Origin of the sequence: Halomonas rhizosphaerae (genome assembly GCF_030010555.1) — a bacterium.
GTDB lineage: Bacteria > Pseudomonadota > Gammaproteobacteria > Pseudomonadales > Halomonadaceae > Halomonas > Halomonas rhizosphaerae.
Genome location: NZ_JASCQP010000023.1, coordinates 77,910 through 102,487 on the forward strand (window position 1 = coordinate 77,910; position 24,578 = coordinate 102,487).

Sequence of the window (24,578 nt, forward strand, 5' to 3'; positions counted from 1 at the left end):
CAGCGTTAGTTACCTAAGCTTACGCTACCCGAGCAGGCTAAGCATCCTGTGCTAGGCTGGTCTCATCTCCTGCCGAGACAAGACAGCACTTCAACCGGCAGGCACACGCTGGACAGGAAACACGCAATGGATAGCAGCCTGCTGGTCAGCCTTCGCCAATACCGCCCTCGCGAGGGCAGGGACTCCCTTGAAAACTTCATCACCGAAGTGTTCGCATGGCTGTTGCGCAATGGCAACGGCATCAGTGAGGCAGTGCTGACTCAACTTCAGCGCGCTATGCCCGAGAGGGAAGGCTTCGACCTGCCTCGCGACAGCGAAGAGATCGAATGGAACACCCAAGCTCAATTGGGAAGCCGGCGACCAGATATGCAGGCTATGTGGCCAGGCATGGCAATCATCTTCGAGCATAAGGTCTGGTCAGGACTGGGTGATACGCAGATCAAGGACTACCGAACATTGGCTCAGCAGGCTTTTCCTGACGCGTCAGTGTGCGTCGTGGCCATCACAGCCAGCCGCCATCAGCACAGTAGAGAAGCCGATGCCAACCTCTGCTGGAGTGACATCTACAAAACCTTGGAGCATTACCTCGGTAGGGTGAGTGAAGCAACAGAGCGCTTCCACATTGAGAGCTTCCTCGCTTTGCTAGCTCACGAAGGCCTTCAGCCATCGGCGCCTGTCGCCCACGAGGCAATCCGTCACTTTCCCACCGCGGGCAAGCTACCCCAACAACTGGAACAGGCCTTTACCCCCTTCGTCGCATATGGCTGGCCAATAGATGGTGCCTACCAACCCGAGATGAAGCGCATGCGTTGGGGGCGAGTTGGCATCGAGTTTCACCGGACCGATGCCAAGCGCGCATGGAGTCCAGGCATCTTTATCGGGTGCGTGCTCGACGGAAGCGACCACCTGATCAATCATCGCATCGAAGACAGCATTAAATTGCAGTTGATACTCGACTTAAGCAATGGGTTGAGCCGGTACTATCCATCCATGCACAGTTATCGGCAGCTAAAATCCATGCTGTGTGAAATGACCCAAGGTAGCCGATGGACATTCTACGACCATGGGGCAGAGCCTCAGCCAAACACTTATCACCCACTCTATCTTGAAACGCCTCTACTCGAAGTCCTTCGAGGTTCCAAAACAATGGAGGAGCAACGGGAATTAATATTTTCTGCCGGCTGTGAAGTTCTTGAACTACTGCAAAATGGTGGGCACTTAGACCAGTTAAAGGCAGAATGTGATGAAGTCTCCGAGTGATAGAGAAAGTCAGCCATCGACCCAAAGCGGACATGCCGGGTAATTCTGCGGGCACGTTTATTAAGGAGAGGCTGCCAAGGTATGCTCAATGTTAAGAGACGTCAGTGGCGATTATTTAGTTTAACGAGTTGACTCTATTAGTCAATAATAGGATTCTTGCTCTAATAACTGTTATCCTGCTGAGTAGAAGTGAATGGATATTGAAATAGTTCGACGAATCATATTAGCCAGGCATCTTTATGAGTTAGGTATCGCCAGCTCAAGAACTGCGAACGATATGCACTTGTTTTCTGCTGTAAATTTGTTCCAAGACGCCGTCGAAGCTTTTTTGGTAGGCATTTCTGATTATGTTGGAGCAGAAGTAGATCAAAACACCAAGTTCGACAAATATTTCGTCAAAATAAACGAAAAAATTTCACCTAAAGAGTTGCCGTTTAAAAGTAGGTTGCTTCGGTTGAATAGAGTTAGAGTTGATTCCAAGCACCACGGAATACAGCCAGCAAGAGATGAGTGCCTCCGACTATCACTAGCTGCAAAGGAATTCTTTGAAGAAGTTTCAAGCTCTATATTAGGTGCATCTTTTTCGACCGTAAGTGCGATAGATTTACTTAAAGATGGTGAAACAAAGGATGTGCTTCTTGAAGCTAAAAGCGCCCTCGAGTCTGGCGAGTTTGAAACGTGCGCAATTTCTTGCCGAAAAGCAATTTATTTAGAAATCGAAAGCCTGTATGATATTTCTGCATATAAAGACGGCCAGCCCGTTGGGTTGTTAGGCGGATATACAAATGCTCCTTATTACGCTCGAAACAAACAGTATGTTGATGAGAATGTTACAGACCCAACAGACTTTATAGTATACGATCATAGCAATGTTAATGAGAAGTTGCTTACGCAAGGGGCCGACAATACTGCTTTTTGGAATGTATGGCGATTGACCCCAGCAGTGTACAAAACACAAGATGGGGACTGGATTGTAAAGCACGATTTTTCCAAGTTGGATGAAGACATACTAGCTGACAAGGTCGAATATATATTTTCGGCTGCGCTTGACGTTATCCTATCCATTCATCGAACTAGGCAGGCAACACAATGGACTGAGCGGAAGAAATATTACTTAGAGCTTTCTCAAGAAAACGTGCCCATTTACAAGAAGGCAGATAAAAGTTCAGAGGAGACAGGTCGCACACCAAATGAAATGACTCGAATAGATACCGATTACCGTGTTGAAGGGTTAAAGGGTGATGGAATATATTGGCACGTGTTCCAGTTCGAGAAAGATAGATTCTTATGGGGCTTTATCCATAGTGATTACGTGAAATGAATGCTGCCAATGCTAGGCGTGGTAAAATATTTCGCTACGCGTCTGGAGATCCTGCTGTCGGCGTTATATTGATTTTGGCTGAAATTCAGCTTCTGGCTGAATGGTAAGCTTTAGTATATAGTGATGTTGCTGTGGGGCAGTTAGCGACCCAAAGAGGTCGTGCCGACAAAGGCTGCAGGTACGCTCATCAATGTTAGGTAGCCGACACGATGATTGGTGTTATACCGCCGAATGGTGCTTAACATTTTGGGGTTTCAATAGGTTAGGCCATGCATGGCGCGCTAGATAACATTGTTGAACGTGCGTGCGTGTTCATCGAATATTAGAGCATACTGCCTAATCTATGTTATGCTCAAGGAAGATTTTGATTTATGAGTAAGAAGGACTGGATTCTTCAAAAGAAAGAGACTCGCCGAGTTTTCTCTAGGGCTACCTGGGTCCCTTTGAGGGCATCCATCAATAACGAACAAGGTGAAGTCCGGAATATTGGCTACGTCAGTGAATACTTCGGATGCGGCTCTGTAGCTTTCCCGCCTGAACATAGAGAAATTGCGGAGCAGCTTAGCTGGATCGACATTGGAATTGGTTGCAGTGTCCAACCCTACGCCTATGAGGATGGTCACTATGCTTCGATTGATCAATACCAATACAACGAAAAGGAACCGATTGGGACCCATCTAGTATTCGAGCACCCCCAGCCAGTAGTAGGCGGAAGCTATTGGGTCTTGAATCCTGACCTAGTGGTTGCGCTTCGATTAATAAAAGAGGGAACAAACTGGGTAAGGCCTGAAGAAAATTTCGTTGTGGTTGCTCGAGAGGTTCTTGGTGAAAGCGGCGAGCAGACTCTTATTGAAATTAAGCGGGAGTTTCTTCTTGATTATTTAGCAGCAAGGAATCTATCACTGCGGCTCTCATGTTATCGCCAAAGAGTGGAAAATGTTGGTTCTGTTGAAGACAGTGAGTACTGTGATCTAGTGGATTGCCAAGAACAAAGAGATGGCGGTCGGTTTGAACTATTAATTCGCAGTTTGGATGATGTTTTCGGAGGAAGTTGGGCTGTATTCCGGACTTGGCGAACTGATGTCGATGAGGACGAAGATGCCCCGGTTATGGGGCCGGAAAGGGATGATAATACCGGTTATGAGCGGTCGCAGGGCCATCGGAGTGGCTTTGGAGGAATACGGGTAGAGGGCGAGTTTTGGCGAGATGAATGGGTTGAGCACCACGGACAAAGTAAAAGGGTCAGAGGGGATGAAGATACAAATTTACCTCAATTCATTGTAGAAACTGACGGGGCGCGCATGGCATCTGCTAGCTTAAATAGTGAAGATGTAGGGCGTTGGCTGTGGTTTCGCTCAAGCCTAGTAAACGAGCTTCTTGGTTTTCGCGGGTTCTCTCTGCAATGGTATACCGCAGAAACAGGAGGAATTCGGTCCACCTCTGGGTATGTCATACATTTTGGGATTAACTCTTCGGATTTAATCACCGTATATGCTTATGACGTTACTCGACTAACACCATGGGAACAGCATGTTTGGGCTGCTCATAACGTTGTTCCGGATGGCAAGGTGTCAAATGAACTATTGGCCGCTCAAGTAAAGGTTCAACCAGCACCTACTCACGCTGTAGAGGATCTTTTGTTTAAAGTGATGGACATGCTCGAAGGCGTATTTCGTCAAGAGTATGGCGTTACCCTTTTCTCTCATGCCTTAGATGCTCCTGCAGCTATGCAGCACATATCCCGCTTTGCGAGCAGAGACCAGGCATCTTTACTCAGACTCGCCAAAGAACTCGTCCGAATTTTTTCAGATCGACTCAATGTTCGAGATCTCCGCAAGCTTTCAACACATCCTGACAAGGACAAGCTTGGTTCGAATAAGCTACTTCAAAACATTCTAGCTCAGAGGGTAGGGGATGAGAAAGCTCATCAAGTATTCAGCCCAATTGTTGGCGCATATGACATGCGAATTGGTGATGCCCATCCCACCAGCTCAAAGATCGCAGATGCTTTGAAACTTGTAGGCATTGACGAAAGCCAGTCTTGTTTAAGGCAGGGTGAGCAACTAATCTCGAATTATGGACAATCAATTTGGTGGATAGGCAAGTTGATATTAGAAAGTTCAGGGAAAGATAGTTAAATGGCAATGCAAAGCATAACAAGTCGCGCCACGCGGACGCACTAAAGTGCGCCGGTGCGCTCTGGTGTTAGGCGAAGGACGTGGGCTATGAGCGGTGAGCAGGCATTCGCCGATTAGCCCGAAATTGGATACGCAAAAATAACCAAAGGCTCTTGCAATGGCAGAAAAGCGTGAAATCGAGAAGTTAATGGCAGATAAGCTCTTTGATGTCGAGCACTCTTTGAGCATGTACGCTGTAAGTTATTGTACAATCCCGGCAGAGTGCATATACGATAAGGAGGCGCTAAAGCCTCTCATGGAGGTTGTTGAGACGTGTCATATCTACCTTATTGGTCTTACCCCAATCATTGATCTTGTTGACGCTAAACAAGAAAGCGATTTGTTAACCCTTATGTTCAAGGTTGCGGGTAAGGATGTTTCTTTGTTATTCGAGCTTCCAGAGGGGTTTGACTTGAAAGCCGAAGGAGATCTTCTTTATATAGAAGATTCGAATGGTCATCGCTCCTGGCCAGATGAAAGCTATATTCAGGCAAAGCTTTCAGAACAAACAAGTTCCGTTAATTTTGAAGTTAAATATATTGGCCAAGCATATGGTAAAGACGGATCAAGAAACGCCATTGATCGCCTTCTTAAACATGAAACGCTACAGAAAATATCACTGAAAGGTATCCCTGAAGGCTATCGATTGTCATTGTTGTTGTTGGCAATACAGCCAAATAGCCAATTGTTTACTATGATGAACCCTTTCGCTAGAAATACAGATGAAGGGCCGGCAAGAATTAGGTCGGGGCTAGATAAGTTGTTTAACACAACGGAGCAAGAGCGCATAACATTGTATGAAGCATCGTTAATACGATATTTCTATCCAGAGTTTAATAAAGAGTTTAAAGATAGCTTTCCATCGACAAATTTAAAGGTTCTTCAAGATTGCTACGAAAAAGACTTTAGCGGAGTTGTGGCAGAGATTTGTATAGATGAGCTTCCTTTTAAATTGTTCTCAGGCAATGTGATACCTAAAAACTACCATATAGCAAAACATGATCTTCACAAAGATGATGCGCGCAGAATGTTTTTTGGCTTGTGATGCGGCGGCAATTATTTCATGTGCGGCAGGTCATTTGCCTAACAATGCACTGCTGTCGGACAAATTTTGCGCTGCGCTCCAAATTTGCCGCAGAGCGCGGCGTTACATCAGAGCTTACTGATTGTCTGCTTTTGGCCGAGTGAAGAACTTTAGTCTATGCTGATGAGCCTGATGAGGCAGTTGACGACCCGAAGCGGCCGTGGCGGCATAGGCAGCGGGCACCTAGATCGTGTTGAACAGTTAGAAGGCATCGAAGTACTAGTCCGAATGGTGAGCGCTCATGTCCTATGAAAGACGTTCGAGGCATGTCACCCTCAAGCTTGAACGGGCCAAGACGCATGCAGTCGACCTTGAGTCGAGCGTCGCTGGCTTCCTCCAGACGCAACCCTACCGGGTTGGCATCAAACGTGACGAGGAACGACGACTCATCTACTTCCTTGAGGACGTCGCGGAAGCTCCCGACGGCATACCGTTGCTGGCAGGCGACGCGATTCAGAACCTGGTGAGCGGACTCGACCACCTAGCCTACCAGCTCGTCTGCCGAGCCACTGATGACCATCCGCCCCAGCCTCGGCGCATCTATTTCCCGATCGCCGACAGTGAAGAGAAGTACGAGGCAACGAAGGCGTCCAAGCTGCAGGGTGCTTCTCCGGAGATGATCGCGGCGGTGGATGACCTGCATCCGTTCCGGGGTGGTAATGACACTCTCTGGAAGCTCCATCGCCTCAACAACATCGAGAAGCACCGCATCCTGTTCACGGTCGGCTCACAGGCCGCGGGAATACACCTCGGCCAGCTTCTCTCTGTGCATGTCGGCGACGCGTTTCCGGCAGAAGCCGTGCAGGCGATGAAGGGCATGGATCTCTTCCTAAACCCCGCAGATAAGGGCTTTCCGCTCAGTCCCGGGTTCGAGCTCTATCGAGGCGCCCCTGACGAGGAGCCGAACCCAGAGCTCCAGTTCAGGTTCACCGTGGTCTTGAACGAGCCTGAGGTGGCGGAGGGCGAGGCAGTCACCGGACTGGTGTCGGGCTTCGTGCAGGAGGTTGAAAGAGTCGTTGGCAGCCTCTCCCCGCTCCTGGAGTAGCTTGGTGTGTGACCATGCGGGTGATGCCTTCTAACAAGGAATTGCTGCTGGCACGGCTTAAGTAGTAGGTACATTACGCTGGTGTCCGGACAGGCTGCGCAGCAGAATTCCGGGACGTTAGCCATCCGAGGTAAAAATGAAGCAAGAAGATATGGACTGGTATCAATTTCAAGAAGTTATTTGCGAACACTTCCGTGCGTTAGGAGCCGATGCTCAGACTAATGTAACAGTTGAAGGTGTTAGGACTAACCATGATGTTGATATTTTGGTTAGAACCAAGTTTTTAGGTCAAGATATTACTTGGGTTGTCGAGGCTAAGTTTTGGAATAGCAAAGTAAATAAATCTCATGTTCTGGCTTTAAGAGCAATCGTAGATGATATTGGTGCTGACCGTGGGTTTATTGTTTCAAAGAAAGGGTTTCAATCAGGGGCTACTGAGGCAGCACAAAGTAGCAATGTAAATCTAAAAACTTTTGAAGAGTTAAAGTCTGAAACTAAGGATATGGTTGAGGGTGAAATAATCAAAATGTACAGCAAGAGACTCTACTTACTTGAAGACCGCTATTGGTCGCACTCAAAGAGCCTAAGAATCAAGTATGGGCTCCGAGAAGATGTTTGGGATTATTCTATGAACTTTTCTGGGCAATTGATCTTAGCGGCAGCGAGAAAAGCTATTATGGCAGCAGAAGATTTTCGCTACCCGATAGTAATTGAAAGTCATCAGAAGGAACAGCAAGGTCAACCAGTTGTACATAATTTTCAGCAGCTACAAAATTGGCTCAATTTGAACCTCAACTACTTCGAAGAAAAGCTCATTGAAGCTGAATGGGCAATGTACCAAAACGACGATTACAGTCCCGACTTGGTAAGAACCCCCGAGGGTGAAACAACCATTAGTTCTATGCTTGCTCAGGCAATGTATCGTGCGGAAAGTGACGGATAATGAGGCATTATACATCAGGAAAACCTCAATGTCCGCTCCTGGCCGATAGCGGCTGTATGCAATATGGTCGTTTTCTTTACGCACGTTTGACCGCCCCTCCAAGAGGCCCTGGAGGGGCGGTTTTTTGTAAAGGAACTGCGTAAATCTTTCTATGGAAAGAAAAGGTGTGTTTTCTTTCTGCTATCAGCCACGAATGAGCCGTGCGCCGGGCGGAACCTGGTAACGGAGCTCATCGCAGTCGCCGGGTGGTGGCTGCTGTCCCTCCGGCCGGTCTGGGTACCAGATCCGGCACTCCCCGGGGGGTGGCAGGTGGCCGCTTGGTAAACCCTGGCTGCGTTCGTACCCCGGATACCCGTTTCCATACCCGTAGCCATCGGCGTAGACCGCACAACCTGAAAGCGCGATGACCGCCAGCAGGGAGGTGGCGGCTCGATACAGTGTCTTCATGCACCACTCCTTGTGTCGTGCCCGGTATGGCGTTGTTGCCCCCTCTGCATGATGCGCGATCTCGTCATGAGTTGCCCAACATCAATTGTCCTCCTGGTCGGCAGTCACTAGGCTTCCTATATCCCCCTGGGGGGGATATGAATTGACATGCCTGGTGGCCTCGGGTCACCCCGCGTCAACAAGAGGAGCGGTATGGAGCTGTTTCGGGATCGTCGCTATCGCCACCTGTTCTCCGCCCAGGTGATCGCCCTGATCGGCACCGGGCTGACCACGGTCGGCCTGGCGCTGCTGGCCAGCGAGCTGGCCGGGGAGCGCGCCGGGGAGGTGCTGGGCACGGCGCTGGCCATCAAGATGATCGCCTACGTGGGCATCGCCCCGGTGGTCGGCGCCTATGCCACCCGGCTGCCACGGCGCGTCTTGCTGGTCACCCTCGACCTGCTGCGCGCTGCGGTGGTGGTGAGCCTGCCGTTCGTGACTGAGGTGTGGCAGATCTACCTGCTGATCTTCCTGCTCAACGCCTGCTCGGCGGGCTTCACGCCGGTGTTCCAGGCCACGATTCCCGACATCTTCGAGGACGAGCGCCGCTACACCCAGGCGCTCTCCCTGTCGCGCCTGGCCTATGACCTGGAGAACCTGCTGAGCCCGCTGCTCGCCGCCCTGCTGCTGGTGGTAATGTCCTTCAACCTGCTGTTCGTGCTGAACGCGGCGGCTTTCCTGCTCTCGGCGCTGTTGGTGGTCAGCGTGTCGCTGCCCTCGCCGCATCCGCAGACGGCCGGCGGCGGTGTCTGGGCCAGGCTGACCCAGGGCATTAGCCGCTATCTCGGCACCCCGCGTCTGCGTGGGCTGCTCGCCCTCAACATGGCGGTGGCCGCGGCCGGCGCCATGCAGATCGTCAATACGGTGGTCTACGTGCGCCATGGGCTGGGCCTGGGGGAGACCCAGGTGGCCATCGCCTTCGCGGCGGCGGGCGGCGGCTCGATGGTCGTCGCCCTCACCCTGCCCAAGCTACTGGAGCGCCTGGACCAGCGCCCGGTGATGCTGACGGGCGGCCTGCTGATGAGTGCCAGCCTGCTGGCGGGCCTAATGGGACCCGGCTTCGTGATGCTGCTATTGCTGTGGTTCGTGCTGGGCGCCGGGGCCTCGATGGTGATGACCCCCACCGGCAGGCTGCTCAAGCAGTCCTGCCGGGCCGAGGAGCGCCCGGCGCTGTTCGCCGCCCAGTTCTCGCTTTCCCACGCCTGCTGGCTGGTGGCCTATCCGCTGGCCGGTTGGCTGGGAAGCACTTTGGGCATGATGTCCGCCTTCGCGGCCCTGGCCATCCTGTCCCTGGCCGCCACCCTGCTGGCCGCGCGTCTGTGGCCGGCGCAAGTGACCGAAGCGCACGCCTGATCACGCAAGGCATGCTTTGTCATCGATGGTGGAAGGGCGGGTGGAGCCGGTGGGGCCAATCACGCCGCTACAGGTAGCGGACGATGGCCTTGAAGTCCTCGATCTGGGCCTGCTGGCCCTCCGTCCTGGCACCAATGGCCGCGTCCAGGCAGTGGTCGATGTGATCCTGCACCAGGGTGCGCTTGGCCTGCTGGATGGCCTTCTCCACGGCATGCAGCTGCTGGGCGATGTCCAGGCAGGGGCGACCTTCCTCGATCATCTGGGTGACGCTTTGCAGGTGCCCCCGGGCGCGGTTGAGCCGCTTGATGATGTCGGGGTGGCTCTCGTGAGTATGTGGTGGCATGTTTAGGCTCCCTGTCGTTGTTCCTATCCCCCTAGGGAGGATGTTAGGCTCTTGCCGGCAGCGTGCCAATGCCGCCCGTCGCGGCCCGGCGCCTGCGCCCCGGCTTCCCTTGTCATCCTGGTTGGCTATTCATGCTCCACCGGCTGCGCCATCGTCTCGGCTACCTGTTCCTGCTGCTGTTGTTCTTGCCCGGGCTGGTCCTGACCAGTGCCGGCGAGGCGCGTGCCCATGGGCCGCTGAGCGCGGAAGCGCACCAGGAGGCAAAGGCCGACCGTCATGGGCACGCTCATGGCCATGACCACATGGACGACAGGGACGACAGGGACCAAGGGGACGGTCGCCATCTGCATCACGAGAGTGGCAATCACTTCCACGAGACGGCGGACCGTCTCGCGGCAGGCGTGAGTCTGGCACCGCGCTTCCGTGACGCCCTGCGGATCGGTGCCCGGCACGGCGTTCCGCTGCGCCGCGTCTATCGCCTGGAGCGCCCTCCACGGCCGGTCATCGCTGGATGACCGGGGCCGCCCACCGGACGGCCGATACCCAAGACAGACCCGTGGAGGTTTCATGTTCCCATCCCGAATGGGGGAGGCGTTCGGCGTGCCTGACAAGGCCCGACGCCATGCCCTAACCCTGCTTACGCTGCTGGTGATGCTCCTGGGAGCCAGCGGTGATGCCCTTGCCCATGCCGTCGCCGAAGGCGACAAGGGCTACATCCAGGAGATCTATGGCGTTCACCTGATCTCGTTCGTCTACCTGGGCGCCAAGCACATGGTGACCGGGTACGACCACATCCTGTTTCTGCTGGGGGTGATCTTCTTCCTCTACCGGATGCAGCACATCGCCATCTACGTCAGCCTCTTCGCCATCGGTCACTCCACGACCATGCTGCTGGGGGTGTACTTCAACATCGGCATCAACAGCTACCTCATCGATGCCATCATCGGGCTCTCCGTCGTCTACAAGGCGCTGGACAACCTCGGTGCCTACCAGCGCTGGTTCGGCGTTCAGCCCAACACCAAGGCGGCGACGCTGGTCTTCGGCTTCTTCCACGGCTTCGGCCTGTCGACCAAGATCATCGAGTACGAAATCGCCTCGGACGGCCTGCTGGCCAACCTGCTGGCGTTCAACGTCGGGGTGGAGATCGGCCAGCTGCTGGCCCTGAGTGCCATCCTCATCGTCATGGGCTTCTGGCGTCGCACCGCCGGATTCCTGCACCACGCCTATACCGCCAACGTCGCCATGATGTGCGCCGGCTTCGTGCTGATCGGCTATCAGCTCACCGGCTATTTCGTCGCCTGATTCAGGGAGTCCACGATGTACAACACCGATCTACCCACCCGTGCCGAGCTGCCCTCGACCGGCAAGCTGATCCGTTCCACCCTGGTGGCCGCTGTGGTGGCCGCCACCCTGCTGGTGACCGTGGTGCTGCCCGCGGAGTACGCCATCGACCCCACCGGCGCCGGGCGCCTGCTGGGCCTGACCGAGATGGGGGAAATCAAGCAGCAGCTGGCCGAGGAGGCCGAGCTCGACCGGGAGGCGTCACAGGCCGCCGCGGACGAGGCGTCGCCGGTCGTCGCGGAGCAGGAGCCCAAGGCCGTGGCAGAGAGCCAAGCCACCGACGACACCTTGCCCGAGGCAACCCCAGAGCAACCGGCGACCGCCTCAGCCTCCAGCGACGCGACTGACCCGGTGGCCTCTTCCGCGCCTGCCCAGGAGGAGCTGCAACCCGAGGCCAGCCAGGCGGTGGCTGACGCCTCCTCGTCCCAGGAAGAGGCCTCGGAAGCTCCCGAGGCAGCGGCCACCTGGCGTGATGAGGTGAGCTTCACCCTGACCCCGGGCGAAGGCACCGAGTACAAGCTGACCATGGAAGAGGGCGCCGTCGCGACGTTTGCCTGGTCGTCCGACGGGGGGCCGATCAACTTCGACACCCACGGTGACGGTAATGGCAATTCGATCAGCTACGAGAAGGGCCGCGGCGTGCCCGAGGACGAGGGCGAACTGGAAGCGGCCTTCACCGGGAACCACGGCTGGTTCTTCCGCAACCGCAACGACAACGAGGTGACCGTGGTACTGCGCATCGACGGTGACTATGGGGAGCTGAAGCGCATGATGTGAGACTGGGCAAGTTCTGCATTGCCCCGGCCGCCGGGCCGGGGCAATGCGTCGGTTCCGGCTCAGGGAAAGCACCACTGATGCCCATGTCGAGGACCACGATATGTGCCATGATCAAGGGGCACTCGCGCTGCTGCTCTACTTCTTATTCTTAGCGCCCTCTCCCGACCGCCTCTCGCCGTCGTCACCTTGCCGGCTATCATGCTCCTCGAAATCCTCATCGTTCTGTCCCTGATCGTACTGAACGGCCTGCTTGCCATGTCGGAGCTGGCGATCGTCTCTTCTCGCTCGACGCGCCTCAAGACGCGGGCCGCGGATGGCTCCCGTGGCGCGAGGATCGCTCTTGCCCTTTCCGCAGACCCTGCGCGGTTTCTCTCGACGGTCCAGATCGGCATCACCCTGGTCGGCGTACTCTCCGGCGCCTTCTCCGGGGCGACGCTGGGTGCCCGGCTCGCTGACGCGCTGCCGGGCCTCGGGGTTCCAGCACGGCTTGCCGATCCAATGGGCGTGGGTGTCGTCGTGGTCGTGATCACCTATCTCTCACTGATCATCGGTGAACTCGTCCCCAAGCAGATCGCGCTGGCCAACCCGGAGACGGTGGCTTCCCGTGTGGCGCCGGCGATGCATCTGCTTTCCCGCGCCGCTTTGCCGCTCGTCTGGCTCCTGGTCCGGTCGGGCAAGCTCGTCCTCACGTTGCTCGGACATTCTGGCAAGCGGGAGGCCACCGTCAGCGATGAGGAGATCCGGATGATCATCGTCGAGGCTGAGGGGGCTGGCACCATCGAGAAGGGCGAAACCCGGATGATCACCGGTGTCATGCGCATCGCCGACCGCCTCGCGCGTGGTCTGATGACCCCGCGGCATGAGGTCGAGCTTGCAAGCGTCGGCGAAACCCGTGCCGAGATCCTCGCCCGACTGCGCGCCTCTGGCCGTTCACGCCTACCACTGCGTGAGGGCGGTCAGGATGACATCGTCGGTATCCTGCAGAGCCATGACCTCCTGCAGATGGAAGAGGGGGGCTTCGACCCCAGGTCTCTCGCACGGCCTGCCCCGGTGGTCCACGACGCCCTGCCGGCCATGCAGGTGATCGAGCAGCTCAAGGCGGCCCCCGCCCAAATGCTGCTCGTCTACGACGAGTACGGCCATTTCGAGGGCATCATCACTCCGATGGACATCCTCGGCGCGATCACAGGGGGATTCGATGACGCGGAGGCGGACGAGCCCAAGCTGGTCGAACGCGCGGACGGCTCGCTGCTTGTCGCCGGGTGGATGCCCGTCGACGAGTTCGCCGACCACATCGGTCTCACGCTGGAGGAAGAATCTGGTTACGAGACCGTGGCCGGCCTCGTGCTCCACCAAGCAGGAGAACTGCCGCAGGTGGGCCAGCACGTCACCGTCGGCGACTGGCGGATCGAGGTCATCGATATGGATGGGCGTCGGATCGACAAGCTGCTCGTCCAAGGAATATCCGCGCTCGAGAAAAGCGCTGAGTAATTGACCGCCGAGATGGCCACCCTCATGGTTGTGATGGGGAGAATGCGGCCGGACGGCCTACCAGGCTCTGTTTCAGGAGCTCCAGTTAGGTGCCATCGTGGAGCCTTGTCGGACACATCTCCATCCTTTGCTTCCCATGCCGGCATCCGATGCTGGCATGGCCACCAATGTGAGATTATGGCGTAAAGAAAACCAACGTTTTTCGTTGATCGATGGAGGCAGTGATGGCCAATCGAAGCGATACGCCGCCTGAACGGCTTCAGGGGCATGAGGCCACGCGAGATCCCGCCTCAGAAGCCGAGGATTGGGCGATGCTCGGTACCGCTGAGCCAGAAGGGCACAGTGCGATCGCTGCCTGGCAAGCGGCTATCGAAATGTTGGGGGTGATAGAACAGCGGCAGATCGCTGGTTACACCGTGAGGCCATGGGACTGGGGTGGAAGCGCCCCATCGATGTCATGCAAGAAGACCCTCAGCAGGTGCTGGATCTGATAGGCAGGATAGAGCATGGGGTTTACACCTAATCCGAGCCAGACGATGGCGTAGCAACCAAAAGGTATCCACCAACCCTGGCCTTGTCTGCCAATCAGCAAGGATCCTTGGTTGCTCATAGGTAGGGTGCCAGCGGCCATGCGATCACGACGCGAACCCATGACGTATCTGTTCCAGCAGTTCTTCGCAGCAGCGTAGCCCTGCGACGTTGCGCTAGCCTCCAGGGCGCTGATACCTCCCAGCGTCCGACGCGGCTTGCGTAGCCACCTAGTGGCTTTCTCCCGGCTACCGAAGATCTCTTCAGCAAGCAGGGTGATCCGGTATTGAGCATTGGCCATTGAGACCGCCCTGTCTGCCGGTTCGTAGACGTACTAAACAGCACAGTGAGAAGGATAAGCTCAACTATGGATATCCTGGATCTTCGGAAGTAATGTAGCCGGTTCGCAGACAAGAACCTTGGCGATGCGGTAAAGCTTTTCCACCGTGATGTTGACCTCACCTCGCTCAATCCGTCCTACATAGCTCCGATCAATGCCACTCAGCAAGGCCAGGTTATCCTGGGATAGCCCGCACGCCCTCCTCCGGTACCGAACCCGCTCCCCTACCGCTTTCGCCAACTGGTCCATAGCCGCCTCAAGATCTGCTGAGGCGGCACTATCGAGCGTTTGCGGACAACGGAGCCACGGATTATAATCCGCATCTCATCCTTTTTTTGGACTCGACGTCATGAAGCCCAACTCGTTCACCCTCGACGCGCGGCTGTATGAGCTCCTTCAGGAGAAAGGGCTTGATCGGTTTACAACTCAGGACCTCCGGGATGCCTTCGCCTCCAGGCTAGAGGAGGGCTCATTCCAGCTGAAGGATGTGCGGAGGTATGTGTATGAGCAGATACGCCGCATGCTGCGAGTGGGTTGGCTCGTACCTGACGCTGAGCGCAAGAGCCGGGGACAGGTCTATCATCTGCGTCCCATGCCAGAGCACTTGCAGCTGAACCTGATTCAAAACGGCTTTGAGCTAAGCTTGACGCCCGGCCGAAAAAGGCAGCAGTCCCCAACCAAAGCCACGCATAGCTCTGCGCCAAGCAGTTCCGACGAGGATATGCACCAGTGCTTGGAGGCGACCCTCAAAGAGGTCCGTCTGGATTTTCTGACATCAATGGGGGAAGCCGAGCGATACAAGCAGCTGCTTAGTGAGATGCCGCATCTACGGGGCCGTGTGGAAAGCGAGTATCAAGAGGCCAAGGATCGCAGCTCTCGTCTACTGGGTCACCTCCGGGCGGTCGAGAAGACGATTACTGCGTTGTCCTCGCCATGACGATACAAGGACTGAGGACATGGCAGCAGCGCTGCATTGAGGCAGCGCTGGACCATTTTATTACCACTCCGCACTTCCTGTGCCAGGCGACGCCTGGAGCTGGCAAAACACGCTTAGCAGCAGCTCTGGCCCGCTGTCTCTTTGAAAGGGATGAGATCGATCTAGTGCTCTGCTTTGCTCCCTCATGCCAGGTAGTGCAGGGATTTCTCACGACATTTACAGACGTCTTGGGCAAGCGGCTTGATGGCTTGGTCGGTGCTGTTGGCGGTGCTTACACATACCAAGCCATGGAGCACCGAGATGATACGTTCTGGAAGCTTCTCGATGAATATCGTGTGTTTGTTGTCTTTGATGAAATCCACCACTGCGCTGGACACGATCCACTGTTGAGCAATGTATGGGGTCAACAAATCCTGCAAAAAATTCAGGACCGTGCTGCCTTTACGTTGGCGCTCTCGGGCACCCCGTGGCGTTCAGATGACTTGGCTATCGCCCTTGCGCGCTACTCCTCTCCGGAAGGAGAGCTGATCTGCGACTATCGTTATGGTTTACAACAGGCCATCGCCGATGGGGTATGCCGTTCCCCGCGCATTGTTCTTCTTGACAATCAGAAAGTGCAGCTCACCGAAGCGCTCGAGACCGAGAGCACCGTCAGGCTCTTCCCCAGTATTGCCTCACTGCTTGGGGAATCCCCTATTACCTACGAGGATCTGTTGCGTCACGATGATGTGATGCATCAGATACTGGGGCTGGGTTGCGAGAGGCTGGATGATATCCGGTGCTCCAAGCCAGATGCGGCCGGTTTGGTCGTTGCGACCGATATTGAACACGCTCATCAGATCGCCCTAGCCCTAGAGGCCCGAGGAGAGGCCTGCCATGTTGTCACTAACAGGACGCCGGGCGCCCAGCAGGTGATCAATTTGTTTCGGCATAGTGATTGCCGATGGATCGTGGCAGTCGGCATGATTAGCGAGGGAACGGATATCCCGCGTCTTCAGGTGTGCTGCTACCTCAGCCGCATCCGTACTGAGCTGCACTATCGCCAGGTGCTGGGTAGGGTTATCAGGCGTACTGGGGAAACCGATGACAAGGCATGGCTTTTCATGCTCGCAGAGCCAACTCTTTATCACTTTGCTGAGCGTATAGCAGAAGATCTTCCGGATGACCTAGCGGTGCTGAGCCAGGTTGAGCTTCCTTCAGCGTCCTCTGGGCATGTCCATGATGTAACTGGGTCCTCCAATGAGCCTGATGAAACACCAGAAAGTGGAACAAGTTCCTCAGCGGACGAAGCTTTACTATGTGAGTTTGAGTACGACTTAGATGTTACGCCATACTATCGAGTGAGCTTTTCTCACCATTACCGGCAAGTGCTTCTGGATTGTTTTTGATAAGAGCCGCCACCCTCAACTCAATAATAACTAAATTTTTTTAACCACTATCAGCATGCGCTGACGGGCAGCGCTTATGAAATATCAAGGGCTGGCCTTTGCTCCATGTGATGCACCCCCTAAAAGTCCAGGCAGCGATACGTGACGTCGTGCGGCAGAGGCCGGGGCGAGAATGGCTGCTCCGGCTGCCTCACGATTACCAATCAGCACGACCTGATCCACCCCACGGGTGATCGAGGTGTAGATCAAGGCCTGGTCGAGCAGGCGTGACCGACGAATCGGCACGATAACCCGCGAGAACTGCGACCCCTGCGACTTGTGAACGGTGATGGCATAGGCGTGGCTGAGCGATTCAAGCTGCGCGGTCTTCAGGGTATACTCAATGCCCTCGAAATCGACCCTGCAGCACTCGCTCTCTGCATATGCGACAGGCAGCGCATCAATGATCCGACCCAGCGATCCGTTGCGCAGCCCAAGCGTATAGTCATTCTTGGTGAAGATGACCAAATCCCCGACTTTGAGCGGTACATACTCAAGCGTCTTGGCGGGCGCCACGCCGAATTGTGAGTCGATGCAATACACTGGTGCGGCATCACGTCGATAGCGGTCATGCAGGCGCTGGTTAAGGTGTTTCACGCCGCCCAAGTTGCTACGTGTGGTCGAAAGGATCTGAACGCAGTAGTCGGCACCGTTACCCCCAAGCTCTGCGTAGAGCTGCTCTACGGCCTCATCAAGCCCGTATTCGGGGCAGTCGATAAACGACACTCCGCTACCCCGGCCCTGGTAGGCCGCATACTCGGGCAACCTATGTCGGCGCACTGCCGAGGCAACAGGCAGAATCCCGCTGGCCTCCGACTGGCGCTTGACCACTTTCAGCTCTGTCTGGGCAACTGCCGGATGACCCGCGAGAGCATGCAGCACAAGGCCAGGGCCAATGGGCGGGAGCTGGCTCGGGTCGCCGACCAAAATCAGTCGTGTGCCTGGCGGGATGTCGCGCAGGAGCCGATAGAAGAGAATCACATCCACCATCGACACCTCATCGACGACGACCAGTGCATCAGGGCCAAGTTGCACTTCAGCGACCCGAGCGAGAAAGGCGGCAATCGTATAGCTATCACGCCCGGTGGCCTCCTGCATGCGCTGTGCGGCACGACCCGCAAGAGCAAGCTGATAGATGGCCACGCCCGGCCGCACGGCCTCTAGCGCCTCGTAGAGAGCCTTGAGCACCGTGGTCTTGCCGGTGCCCGCACCGCCCAGAATTAGGCTGAGATAGGTGTTCACACTGCCCAATACGGCCTGGCGCTGCTCATTAGAGAGTGCGAAGCCCTGCGTGCGCTCATAACGTCGAATAGCCGCCTGCACCGTGTCGTGATCGACCTCATCCGCCGCGAAGAGCGATGACTGCCGGGCCAGTTCGCCCGCGGCTATGCCCGAGAGGCGCTGTGCGATCTCAAGCTCGATCAGATAGGTGCCGGTCGGTTGGTAGAGGTCACCCACCTTGCGATACTGACTGCTCCCGCCAATGGCCAGTGCCTGCTCAACAAGGTCGGCGTCACCTAGCAGCGCTTTGAGCCGACGTTTGACATCCTTTTCCGGCAAGCAGGTGTGACCGTCTTTCAGCCCCCGGTAAAGCGTCTCCTCAACCGCTGCCTCCAGTCGTCTCGGGTCATCTTCAGGCACGCTGAATCGTTGTCGCGCCTGGGCATCCACCGTCACCCAGCGCGCCTCAAAGCTGATCAGCGCATAGGGGTTGGCCTCGATCTTCGCTCGCGCCTTCTCGGCATAGCAGTCGACAATTCGCTGGCCGATCCGGCGCGGCATACCCACCTGGTCGAGCCAGACAAGCGTCTGCGCGACTTGGTATTTCTCAAGGGCGTGGCATAGCAGGCCAGCGGCTTCGGGACTGATAAAAGCGCTCAGGGCGTCAATATCCTTCTGCTCAATGAGCGACACCAGCTCAGGCCCAAAGCAGTCGTAGAGCTTCTGCGCCTTGACCTGGCCTACACCGGGGATGTCCGGACACCCGGCAATCCAGGCGATCAGATTCTTGCCCGATGGTCTCAGTAGCTCGGCGTGTTCCACATCGATCTGCTGCTCTTGCTTGTAGATACTCAGCGAACCGCGCAGCGCCCATCGCTGGCCATTGCAGGGCAGGGCTGAGTCGGGAACGAGCGTCCAGCTACAGCGCGCAACATAACGCCGCCCCTGGGTATCGACACCGGCCATGATGACTCCACCGCGGGCCCCTCGGCTAAGGACGGACGTGATGGCCAGCTCGACAGAGAGATCCGTCATGGCCGCACCATTCGACCCGTATGAGCAAGGTGGTCATCGATCATCCGGTAGCGCTTGATCTGCTCGCGCAACTCCAGCAACTCGGCGCGAAGGGCGGCATTCTGCTCCTCGAGTGCCTTCACGCGCTGCTCGCTTCGACTGTTGATCGTGACGATGCGCCGATCTACCGACGCTGAAGACGCCTCATCTTGCGTCTGCTGCGACCTCTCCCCCTTGCTAGGGGTCAGGATGCCCTCTGCCCGTAGACGCGTTTCCAGCGCACCCAGGGCGGTTTTTACCGCTGGGTTCTGACGCAGCACGGACTTGGCAAAGCCGCACTCGGCGGCGACTTCGGTGCGATTGAGCTGGCCCTGCCGGATGTAGTCGACCCAGTCGCCGGCAGCTTCACGTTCTTCCGACCATGACTCAAACCGTTTCAGGTTCTCAGCGGCGAGTTGTTGTCCGTTAGCCATCCCCGTGCCCTCCGCTGCGCGGCAGTCTGTCTCTGCTTCGAAGGCGGCTGAGAAAATTAGTCATCGACTTCCACCTCCCCCACCAGCTTTCGTAGTCCCGTCATGAAACCACGGGGAAATACCTCCTCCCGAAGCTCGTTTTTCACTTGCCCCGCTTGCGTGACCAGCCACCCCTGGCGCTCGATACATTCATCGGAGGCTGCGAACCGCAGCGCCTTAAGCTCGTTATCCGAAATGATGCCCTTGAGCGAAGGGAGAAGCTCGACGGAGGGTTTGGCGCTGGCTTCGAACTGCCTGACAGGACGCTTATCAATCACGACCTCGGCCTGGCTCTTGAGAATGTTGAGCTGGGTACGGTAGCGGTTGCGCTCGGCGATGATCTGGCCGAACAGCACCCGCAGGGCGGGATCAGAAATGCGCTCAAGCAGCTGATTGTCCTGAGGCACTCGGCGGGATCGGCTATGGCTGCTAAGGGGCTTTTTGGTGGTGGTCTTGGCCTTCGCCGCCCATGCCTCGATCAGATCGCGGTAGTGCTTGTTAGCCGTCGCCCGGATGGACTCGTAGCCGACACCCCCGTCTTCCCCCGAGACCCGCCCGATGGTTGTGATCGAGAAGTCGCGTTCGCCGCGCCCGTGGTACTCGCGCAAGGTCTCGTTGAGCTTGTCGAGCGACTGCCGCGTCTTGTTGGTCTTGCCTTCCTTGAGATCCTCAAGAATGACGTCGATATCGATCTCCATCAGATGAACTCCTCGCGTTCGATCAGCCTTTGCTTGAGGCTAGGGAGGGTCAGCGGAGCTGCCTGGCTCACCTGCTCGATACTCGCCTCAAGAAGGCGGTCGTCCTCGAGGTACTTCCGGGCTTCGATGTAGTCCGTCGCGATCCGGTAGCCCTCCAGCTTGTCGATCGGATGCGCGAGCTTGGCCATTTTGCGAAGCAGGGCGTTCGCGGCGATCAGCTGGCCTCGCTCGTTCATTTCCATGAATATCGGCTGATACCCCTTCTGCATCATCATTCGGCTGAGCTGCCGGGTTCGCTTTTCGATTGCTGGGGTCTTTCGAAGCTCATCCTGCAAGTCGGGGTGGAACTCAGCGTCCTCGCAGAGCAGCGACAGGTGCAGCAGCTCCGATTCGGTCTCGATAAAGCGCATGCTCACCGCCAGATCCTCGCGCGAGCCCACGGCTACGAGCTTCTGGCCGTCATCGGCTTCGACGCGCTGGTTCTCGACATCCATTAAGTGCTGGATCAGGTTGAAGCAGGCGATGAAGTCCTTGGCGTATTCATCGGCCTCCATTCTCTGCTTCTCATAGCGCCGCTCCAGCACTTGAAGCTCATGGTGCTTGGCAAAAGGAACGCCTTGCTCCTCCGCGAAGAACAGCTCGTCCTTTAGCGCTTCCAGCTCACTCTCGATCTCCACCGCCAGACTCGCCGCCTGGTGGGCCTTGTAACTGATCTGGTTGAACTGGCTGTTCAGCGCGGGCAGGTAGCTGGCGTCGGTGATGAACCAGCGGCAGCGGATGCAGTTCTCCAGCCCGTGGGGCACCGGGGCATATATTCGGGAATGCACGCTCGCGGCATCCTTGACGACCGGGCCGCCGTTCCAGCAGCCGCCCAGCGTGCTCAGCTCATCCGAACGAACGGTATTGCCGCCGACCAGGCACAGCCCCGTCGCGCGGTGCTCCCAACCGATTGGGTTTCGGTTGGCGATGGCCGCCTCGACCGATTCCTCGCTGTTGCAGACGGTGCGAGCCTGGATCTGGGACAGCTCCGCATCCTTGAGAAAGGTGCGAAGCGAGTCTTGCGCCTTGGCATCCAATGCCACATGCGCCTCTTCCATTTTCTCCGCCATGACAGAGGGGGTGATCTTGTTGTAGTAGATTGTCATCAGCAGGCGCGTGTGGCCCGCGAGCAGCTTGGAGACGACCGGCAGGGGCAGGGCCGTGTCCATGGTGTAGGCGGTGATCAGGGACACCCGGAGGCTGTGCAGCGGGAATAGGGTCTTCCATTTAGCCCTGTCAGGCGTGTCGTCCGGGTAGTCTTCCACCAGTTTCAGCGCAGTGCCGTCGCTCAGCGCATGGCCCGTCGCAGCCAGATTCTGCTCCAACAGAAGGAGCAGTTGATACCAGGAGAATCCGATGGGCATGTCGGAAATTGGCTTGGCACGGTCTTCAGCGCTTTTGGCGCTGGCGTCCCGGAACAGGAAGCAATACTCGCCCATGGCCTTTAGCGCGGTTTCGCTCTTAACGTGCTTAGTGTGCTTCCTCTTCAGTGTGCTCGCACTGACCGGGGCGGGGATTGGGTTGTACTTCTCCTGCCAGTTGCGCAGTTTCTCAAGCCAGTACAGCAACTCCTCGTGCTGCCAGGGGATCGTGTAGCCGCGATCCACTTCATTCTTGTTCTGATCGACGGTCTTGTTGGTGGAGACGTAGAGCGCGGTGGCGTAGGTCTCGGTCATCGCATCGTAGGTGCGACGGAACACGCCTTTGGCGTAAGGGCGCTTCTTGCTACCGTAGGCGAAGGGGTGTGCATTCGACGCCCAGCGCCCGTCCTCATAGCGCCAGGTATCGGCTTCGCCGGAATCGAGAAAGCGCACCTGATAGGTGCGTAGCGGCAGGTGGAGTTTGACGAACAGCAGCATGGCGGTTATCGGCGACCACATCTGATGGATGGTGGCCTTCTTGCCTTCGCGCGTGACTACCTTGGTGCGCCACACGCAGTCGGGGTCGTCGCGGTCGATGATCTCTGGCTCCACCTCGAACCACGCATAGAACACATTGGCATGCGCCCACGACCAGTCGCGGAAATGGCGATTGGCCCACGGAGCACTCTCGGCAAACCCTTCTTGTGGTTCCTCTTGTCCGCTGCCGAGGTCATAAGGGCAGAGGATCTGTCGTAGCTGCTGAATGTAGCGGTACGGCAGCGGGTTCCTGACGGTCTCCTGCGTCGAGCCCTGTCTCGCGATCCGCTCGAAAGGATTAGAGATAATGGGTCGAGCGACACCGTGATCGTCCTCGGCGCTGTAATGCTGCTCGATGACGTGGTCGATGAAGGCGGCCACGTGGTTCACGTACTTCGCCTGGAACTCTTGGCTGTTGACGCCCGCAGCCTGCATGACCTCGACAAATTCCTCGGACGACGCTCTGTGTCTAGCGTGCCCCCTGAAAAACGCTGTGACATCCCTGGCGTAGGAGGCATGGCGCATCAAGTAGGTGAAGAAGAAATGACGGAGAGCATCCAGCTTGTTAGAAACGCCAGCGTGCTGCGTCGCCATCCACTCTGCCGCATACTGCTGCCATTGCAGCCAGTCCTCGCCATGCGAGCCCGTTAGCCAGGAGAGGGTCAGATCAGTCGAGCGCCCGTTGTGTTTCTTCTGTGCCATTCTCATGCCCCTCCCAATCGCGGCCGCTTGCCGGTGTAAAGCCCCTGCGGATCGATGTCCTCAAAGCCGTGTTCAACCAGTGCCTTCCAGTCGGTGCTCATCGCCTTGCCGTCGGGCCGCGCCAGTTGCTCGGAGGCCGCGATGAGCATGTTCGAAACGTCCTGGTTGCCCGGCAGGGTATAGACCGTTTGCGACTCAAGGGACTTGTGGTGAAGGCATTTCTTGCGGATAAGCGGGTCGATGCCCGCCTGGGTTAGACGCCGCCCGTAGTTGTGCCGATGCCCATGGGGATCGAGCCCCTCGGCCTTGTTCGGCTCCAAGCCGATACGGCGCAGCCCAGCGGCATAGTTCTGGTTGAAGGCGTTGATCGTGTACGGGTTGCCAAACGATTTGTTGTCGAAGCTGACGAACGCGTAAGGGTGATGCGCGTCCGCTGTTGCGCGGTATTTCAGGTAGGTCTTCCATAGAGTCATGAAAACCCTGCCAAAATCGACTGGGAACCACTGCGCAATCAAGTAGCCTTCCTTATCATCGACAAGCTTGGTCTTCCAGCCAAGGTACTGCGTCCCCTTCATCTCGCGGCGCGGTATGCGCCCGTACTTCTCTTTCAGATACACCTTGCGAGTTCGGTCGCCCTTACGACTCTTCCAGCCTTCGGGGGCGACACCTTCGCGCTCGCTGTAGATGCGTACAAGCGCCTGACTTGGATCGGCGGGATTTTCAAAGACATCAGTGACCCACAGCAGCATCGCCTCGCTGATCCTAAGCCCCGCGCCGTGCATCAAAAGGAGAATCAGCTTATCCCGTAAAGCGACGCGGGGATCTTTGGCGCCGCCGATGCCTTGGGTAAAGAAGGCTTCGAACTGGGTATTCGGAAAGGAGATCGCGTCATCCTCCGTCTTCGCCAGCGGGGTGCGACCCTTGATACTCCGCGCACGCTTGACGGTGGTGCTGATGGACTTGTCTTTGAGGTGTCCAAGGAAATCGTTCTGGTTTCGCCGAAACCATGCCGCGTAGTTGAGGCGTTCTTCGTGAGGCGTGGCTTTGCGCAAAGGGTTCAGCGGCTTGGTGCCCTGTTTATCAGCAAGCCAGTCCGTGAAGCCCGTGAGTGCGATGATGCGCTCTCTCACTGTGGCTTCGGAGGCGGGCACCCAGTACAGGCCGGAAGGGTCTAGGCCCGACTCAGAAGCTGTCCCGCTGTATAGACGCCTGACGAACGCCTGGAACAGCTTCTCGGGGTCTGTGAACGCATCAGCGTTTGCTTCCATGTAGTCCAGAAGCATCGCCACTGCCCGGACGACTTTCCCAAGCGTCGACTTGGAGCGCCCATTGGCGTGTAGGTACAGTAGGTAGTCGGTCAGAGGCGAAAGCTCCCCCTCCTCTGTTATCAGCAAAGGGATCTCGCTTGCTACCCCCGTGTTGTCCTCTACGATTTTTGCGACGACGCTGACGGCAGCCATGCCCACCTCTACACAAATTACATTGATTAAACTATAAACCCTCATGGCAAGAAGACCAAGAAAAAGCCGCCCAGAGGCGGCTTCTTATCAAAATTACACACTTTTATGTGCTATATGTAACATCCGGCGGGCTCTCTCGTTTTCGCCCGCGGCGGGCTGTCGTTCGCTGCGTCGGCGGCTATGC

The 24,578-nt window shown here is 56.6% G+C and carries 21 protein-coding genes and 1 pseudogene; 14 read left to right on the forward strand and 8 right to left on the reverse strand.

All coding sequences use genetic code 11. From position 1 onward, the window contains the following. The first annotated feature begins 126 nt into the window (after positions 1 to 126). From QLQ83_RS08305 to QLQ83_RS08335, 7 genes are all read left to right on the forward strand, one after another. Complete coding sequence (locus QLQ83_RS08305; RefSeq protein ID WP_282735054.1) at positions 127 to 1,260, forward strand: hypothetical protein; 1,134 nt, start codon at positions 127 to 129, stop codon at positions 1,258 to 1,260. A 193-nt stretch (positions 1,261 to 1,453) separates the two neighbouring features. Then, on the forward strand, positions 1,454 to 2,581 hold the full coding sequence (locus tag QLQ83_RS08310; RefSeq protein ID WP_282735055.1) for a hypothetical protein: 1,128 nt from the start codon (positions 1,454 to 1,456) through the stop codon (positions 2,579 to 2,581). A gap of 371 nt (positions 2,582 to 2,952) precedes the next feature. Further along, a complete protein-coding gene (locus QLQ83_RS08315) occupies positions 2,953 to 4,719 on the forward strand; it encodes a hypothetical protein (protein WP_282735056.1) in 1,767 nt (588 codons plus the stop codon). A 157-nt stretch (positions 4,720 to 4,876) separates the two neighbouring features. Beyond that, positions 4,877 to 5,803 carry a hypothetical protein gene (locus QLQ83_RS08320; RefSeq protein WP_282735057.1) on the forward strand — a complete coding sequence of 309 codons (927 nt, stop codon included), beginning with the start codon at positions 4,877 to 4,879 and terminating at the stop codon, positions 5,801 to 5,803. A 280-nt stretch (positions 5,804 to 6,083) separates the two neighbouring features. Continuing rightward, entirely contained in the window at positions 6,084 to 6,887 is an 804-nt protein-coding gene (locus QLQ83_RS08325; protein WP_282735058.1) for a hypothetical protein, read from the forward strand. A gap of 136 nt (positions 6,888 to 7,023) precedes the next feature. Then, entirely contained in the window at positions 7,024 to 7,830 is an 807-nt protein-coding gene (locus QLQ83_RS08330; RefSeq protein WP_282735059.1) for a restriction endonuclease, read from the forward strand. 639 nt (positions 7,831 to 8,469) lie between these two features. Beyond that, entirely contained in the window at positions 8,470 to 9,666 is a 1,197-nt protein-coding gene (locus QLQ83_RS08335) for an MFS transporter (protein WP_282735060.1), read from the forward strand. Positions 9,667 to 9,733: 67 nt separating this feature from the next. On the opposite strand, the gene QLQ83_RS08340 is transcribed toward QLQ83_RS08335, so the two are convergent. Further along, the gene (locus QLQ83_RS08340) at positions 9,734 to 10,009 is read right to left on the reverse strand and encodes a metal-sensing transcriptional repressor (protein WP_035414631.1); all 276 of its coding nucleotides are present in this window, start codon (positions 10,007 to 10,009) and stop codon (positions 9,734 to 9,736) included. Between the two features lie 131 nt (positions 10,010 to 10,140). On the opposite strand from QLQ83_RS08340, the gene QLQ83_RS08345 reads away from it, so the two are divergent. The 5 genes from QLQ83_RS08345 (at position 10,141) to QLQ83_RS08365 (ending at position 14,141) form a co-directional block, all read left to right on the forward strand. Further along, positions 10,141 to 10,524: a hypothetical protein gene (locus QLQ83_RS08345; RefSeq protein WP_282735061.1), complete on the forward strand. Its 384-nt coding sequence runs from the start codon at positions 10,141 to 10,143 to the stop codon at positions 10,522 to 10,524. 52 nt (positions 10,525 to 10,576) lie between these two features. After that, positions 10,577 to 11,311 (forward strand): HupE/UreJ family protein, encoded by a 735-nt coding sequence (locus QLQ83_RS08350; protein ID WP_282735062.1) that lies wholly within the window; start codon positions 10,577 to 10,579, stop codon positions 11,309 to 11,311. Positions 11,312 to 11,326: 15 nt separating this feature from the next. After that, the gene (locus QLQ83_RS08355) at positions 11,327 to 12,127 is read left to right on the forward strand and encodes a hypothetical protein (RefSeq protein ID WP_282735063.1); all 801 of its coding nucleotides are present in this window, start codon (positions 11,327 to 11,329) and stop codon (positions 12,125 to 12,127) included. A 198-nt stretch (positions 12,128 to 12,325) separates the two neighbouring features. Then, positions 12,326 to 13,618, forward strand: a complete 1,293-nt coding sequence (locus tag QLQ83_RS08360; protein WP_282735064.1) for a hemolysin family protein — start codon at positions 12,326 to 12,328, stop codon at positions 13,616 to 13,618. A gap of 355 nt (positions 13,619 to 13,973) precedes the next feature. Beyond that, positions 13,974 to 14,141 carry an antitoxin Xre/MbcA/ParS toxin-binding domain-containing protein gene (locus tag QLQ83_RS08365; RefSeq protein WP_282735167.1) on the forward strand — a complete coding sequence of 56 codons (168 nt, stop codon included), beginning with the start codon at positions 13,974 to 13,976 and terminating at the stop codon, positions 14,139 to 14,141. A 174-nt stretch (positions 14,142 to 14,315) separates the two neighbouring features. Here QLQ83_RS08365 and QLQ83_RS19525 read toward each other — a convergent pair. Beyond that, positions 14,316 to 14,447, reverse strand: a pseudogene (locus QLQ83_RS19525) (MbcA/ParS/Xre antitoxin family protein); the annotation flags it as partial. 60 nt (positions 14,448 to 14,507) lie between these two features. Next, positions 14,508 to 14,735, reverse strand: coding sequence for a helix-turn-helix domain-containing protein (locus QLQ83_RS08370; protein ID WP_282735065.1), 228 nt, complete (start codon positions 14,733 to 14,735; stop codon positions 14,508 to 14,510). Positions 14,736 to 14,835: 100 nt separating this feature from the next. On the opposite strand from QLQ83_RS08370, the gene QLQ83_RS08375 reads away from it, so the two are divergent. Together QLQ83_RS08375 and QLQ83_RS08380 are read left to right on the forward strand one after the other, a co-directional pair. Then, positions 14,836 to 15,423, forward strand: coding sequence for a hypothetical protein (locus QLQ83_RS08375; protein ID WP_282735066.1), 588 nt, complete (start codon positions 14,836 to 14,838; stop codon positions 15,421 to 15,423). After that, entirely contained in the window at positions 15,420 to 16,811 is a 1,392-nt protein-coding gene (locus tag QLQ83_RS08380) for a DEAD/DEAH box helicase (RefSeq protein WP_282735067.1), read from the forward strand. Before QLQ83_RS08375 ends, QLQ83_RS08380 begins: the two co-directional genes overlap by 4 nt. A gap of 84 nt (positions 16,812 to 16,895) precedes the next feature. Here the strand turns inward: QLQ83_RS08380 and QLQ83_RS08385 are convergent, their stop codons facing one another. The 5 genes from QLQ83_RS08385 to gmtY all read right to left on the reverse strand — a co-directional run bounded on the left by QLQ83_RS08385 (position 16,896) and on the right by gmtY (position 24,394). After that, positions 16,896 to 19,037, reverse strand: a complete 2,142-nt coding sequence (locus tag QLQ83_RS08385; RefSeq protein ID WP_282735068.1) for an AAA family ATPase — start codon at positions 19,035 to 19,037, stop codon at positions 16,896 to 16,898. A gap of 65 nt (positions 19,038 to 19,102) precedes the next feature. Continuing rightward, on the reverse strand, positions 19,103 to 19,558 hold the full coding sequence (locus tag QLQ83_RS08390; RefSeq protein WP_282735069.1) for a VPA1267 family protein: 456 nt from the start codon (positions 19,556 to 19,558) through the stop codon (positions 19,103 to 19,105). A gap of 56 nt (positions 19,559 to 19,614) precedes the next feature. After that, the gene (gene gmtX / locus QLQ83_RS08395; RefSeq protein ID WP_282735070.1) at positions 19,615 to 20,295 is read right to left on the reverse strand and encodes a gamma-mobile-trio protein GmtX; all 681 of its coding nucleotides are present in this window, start codon (positions 20,293 to 20,295) and stop codon (positions 19,615 to 19,617) included. Continuing rightward, positions 20,295 to 22,934 (reverse strand): gamma-mobile-trio integrase GmtZ, encoded by a 2,640-nt coding sequence (gene gmtZ, locus QLQ83_RS08400; RefSeq protein WP_282735071.1) that lies wholly within the window; start codon positions 22,932 to 22,934, stop codon positions 20,295 to 20,297. The genes gmtX and gmtZ overlap by 1 nt, the downstream gene beginning before the upstream one ends. A gap of 2 nt (positions 22,935 to 22,936) precedes the next feature. Beyond that, the gene (gene gmtY, locus QLQ83_RS08405; protein WP_282735072.1) at positions 22,937 to 24,394 is read right to left on the reverse strand and encodes a gamma-mobile-trio recombinase GmtY; all 1,458 of its coding nucleotides are present in this window, start codon (positions 24,392 to 24,394) and stop codon (positions 22,937 to 22,939) included. Positions 24,395 to 24,578: the final 184 nt, after the last annotated feature.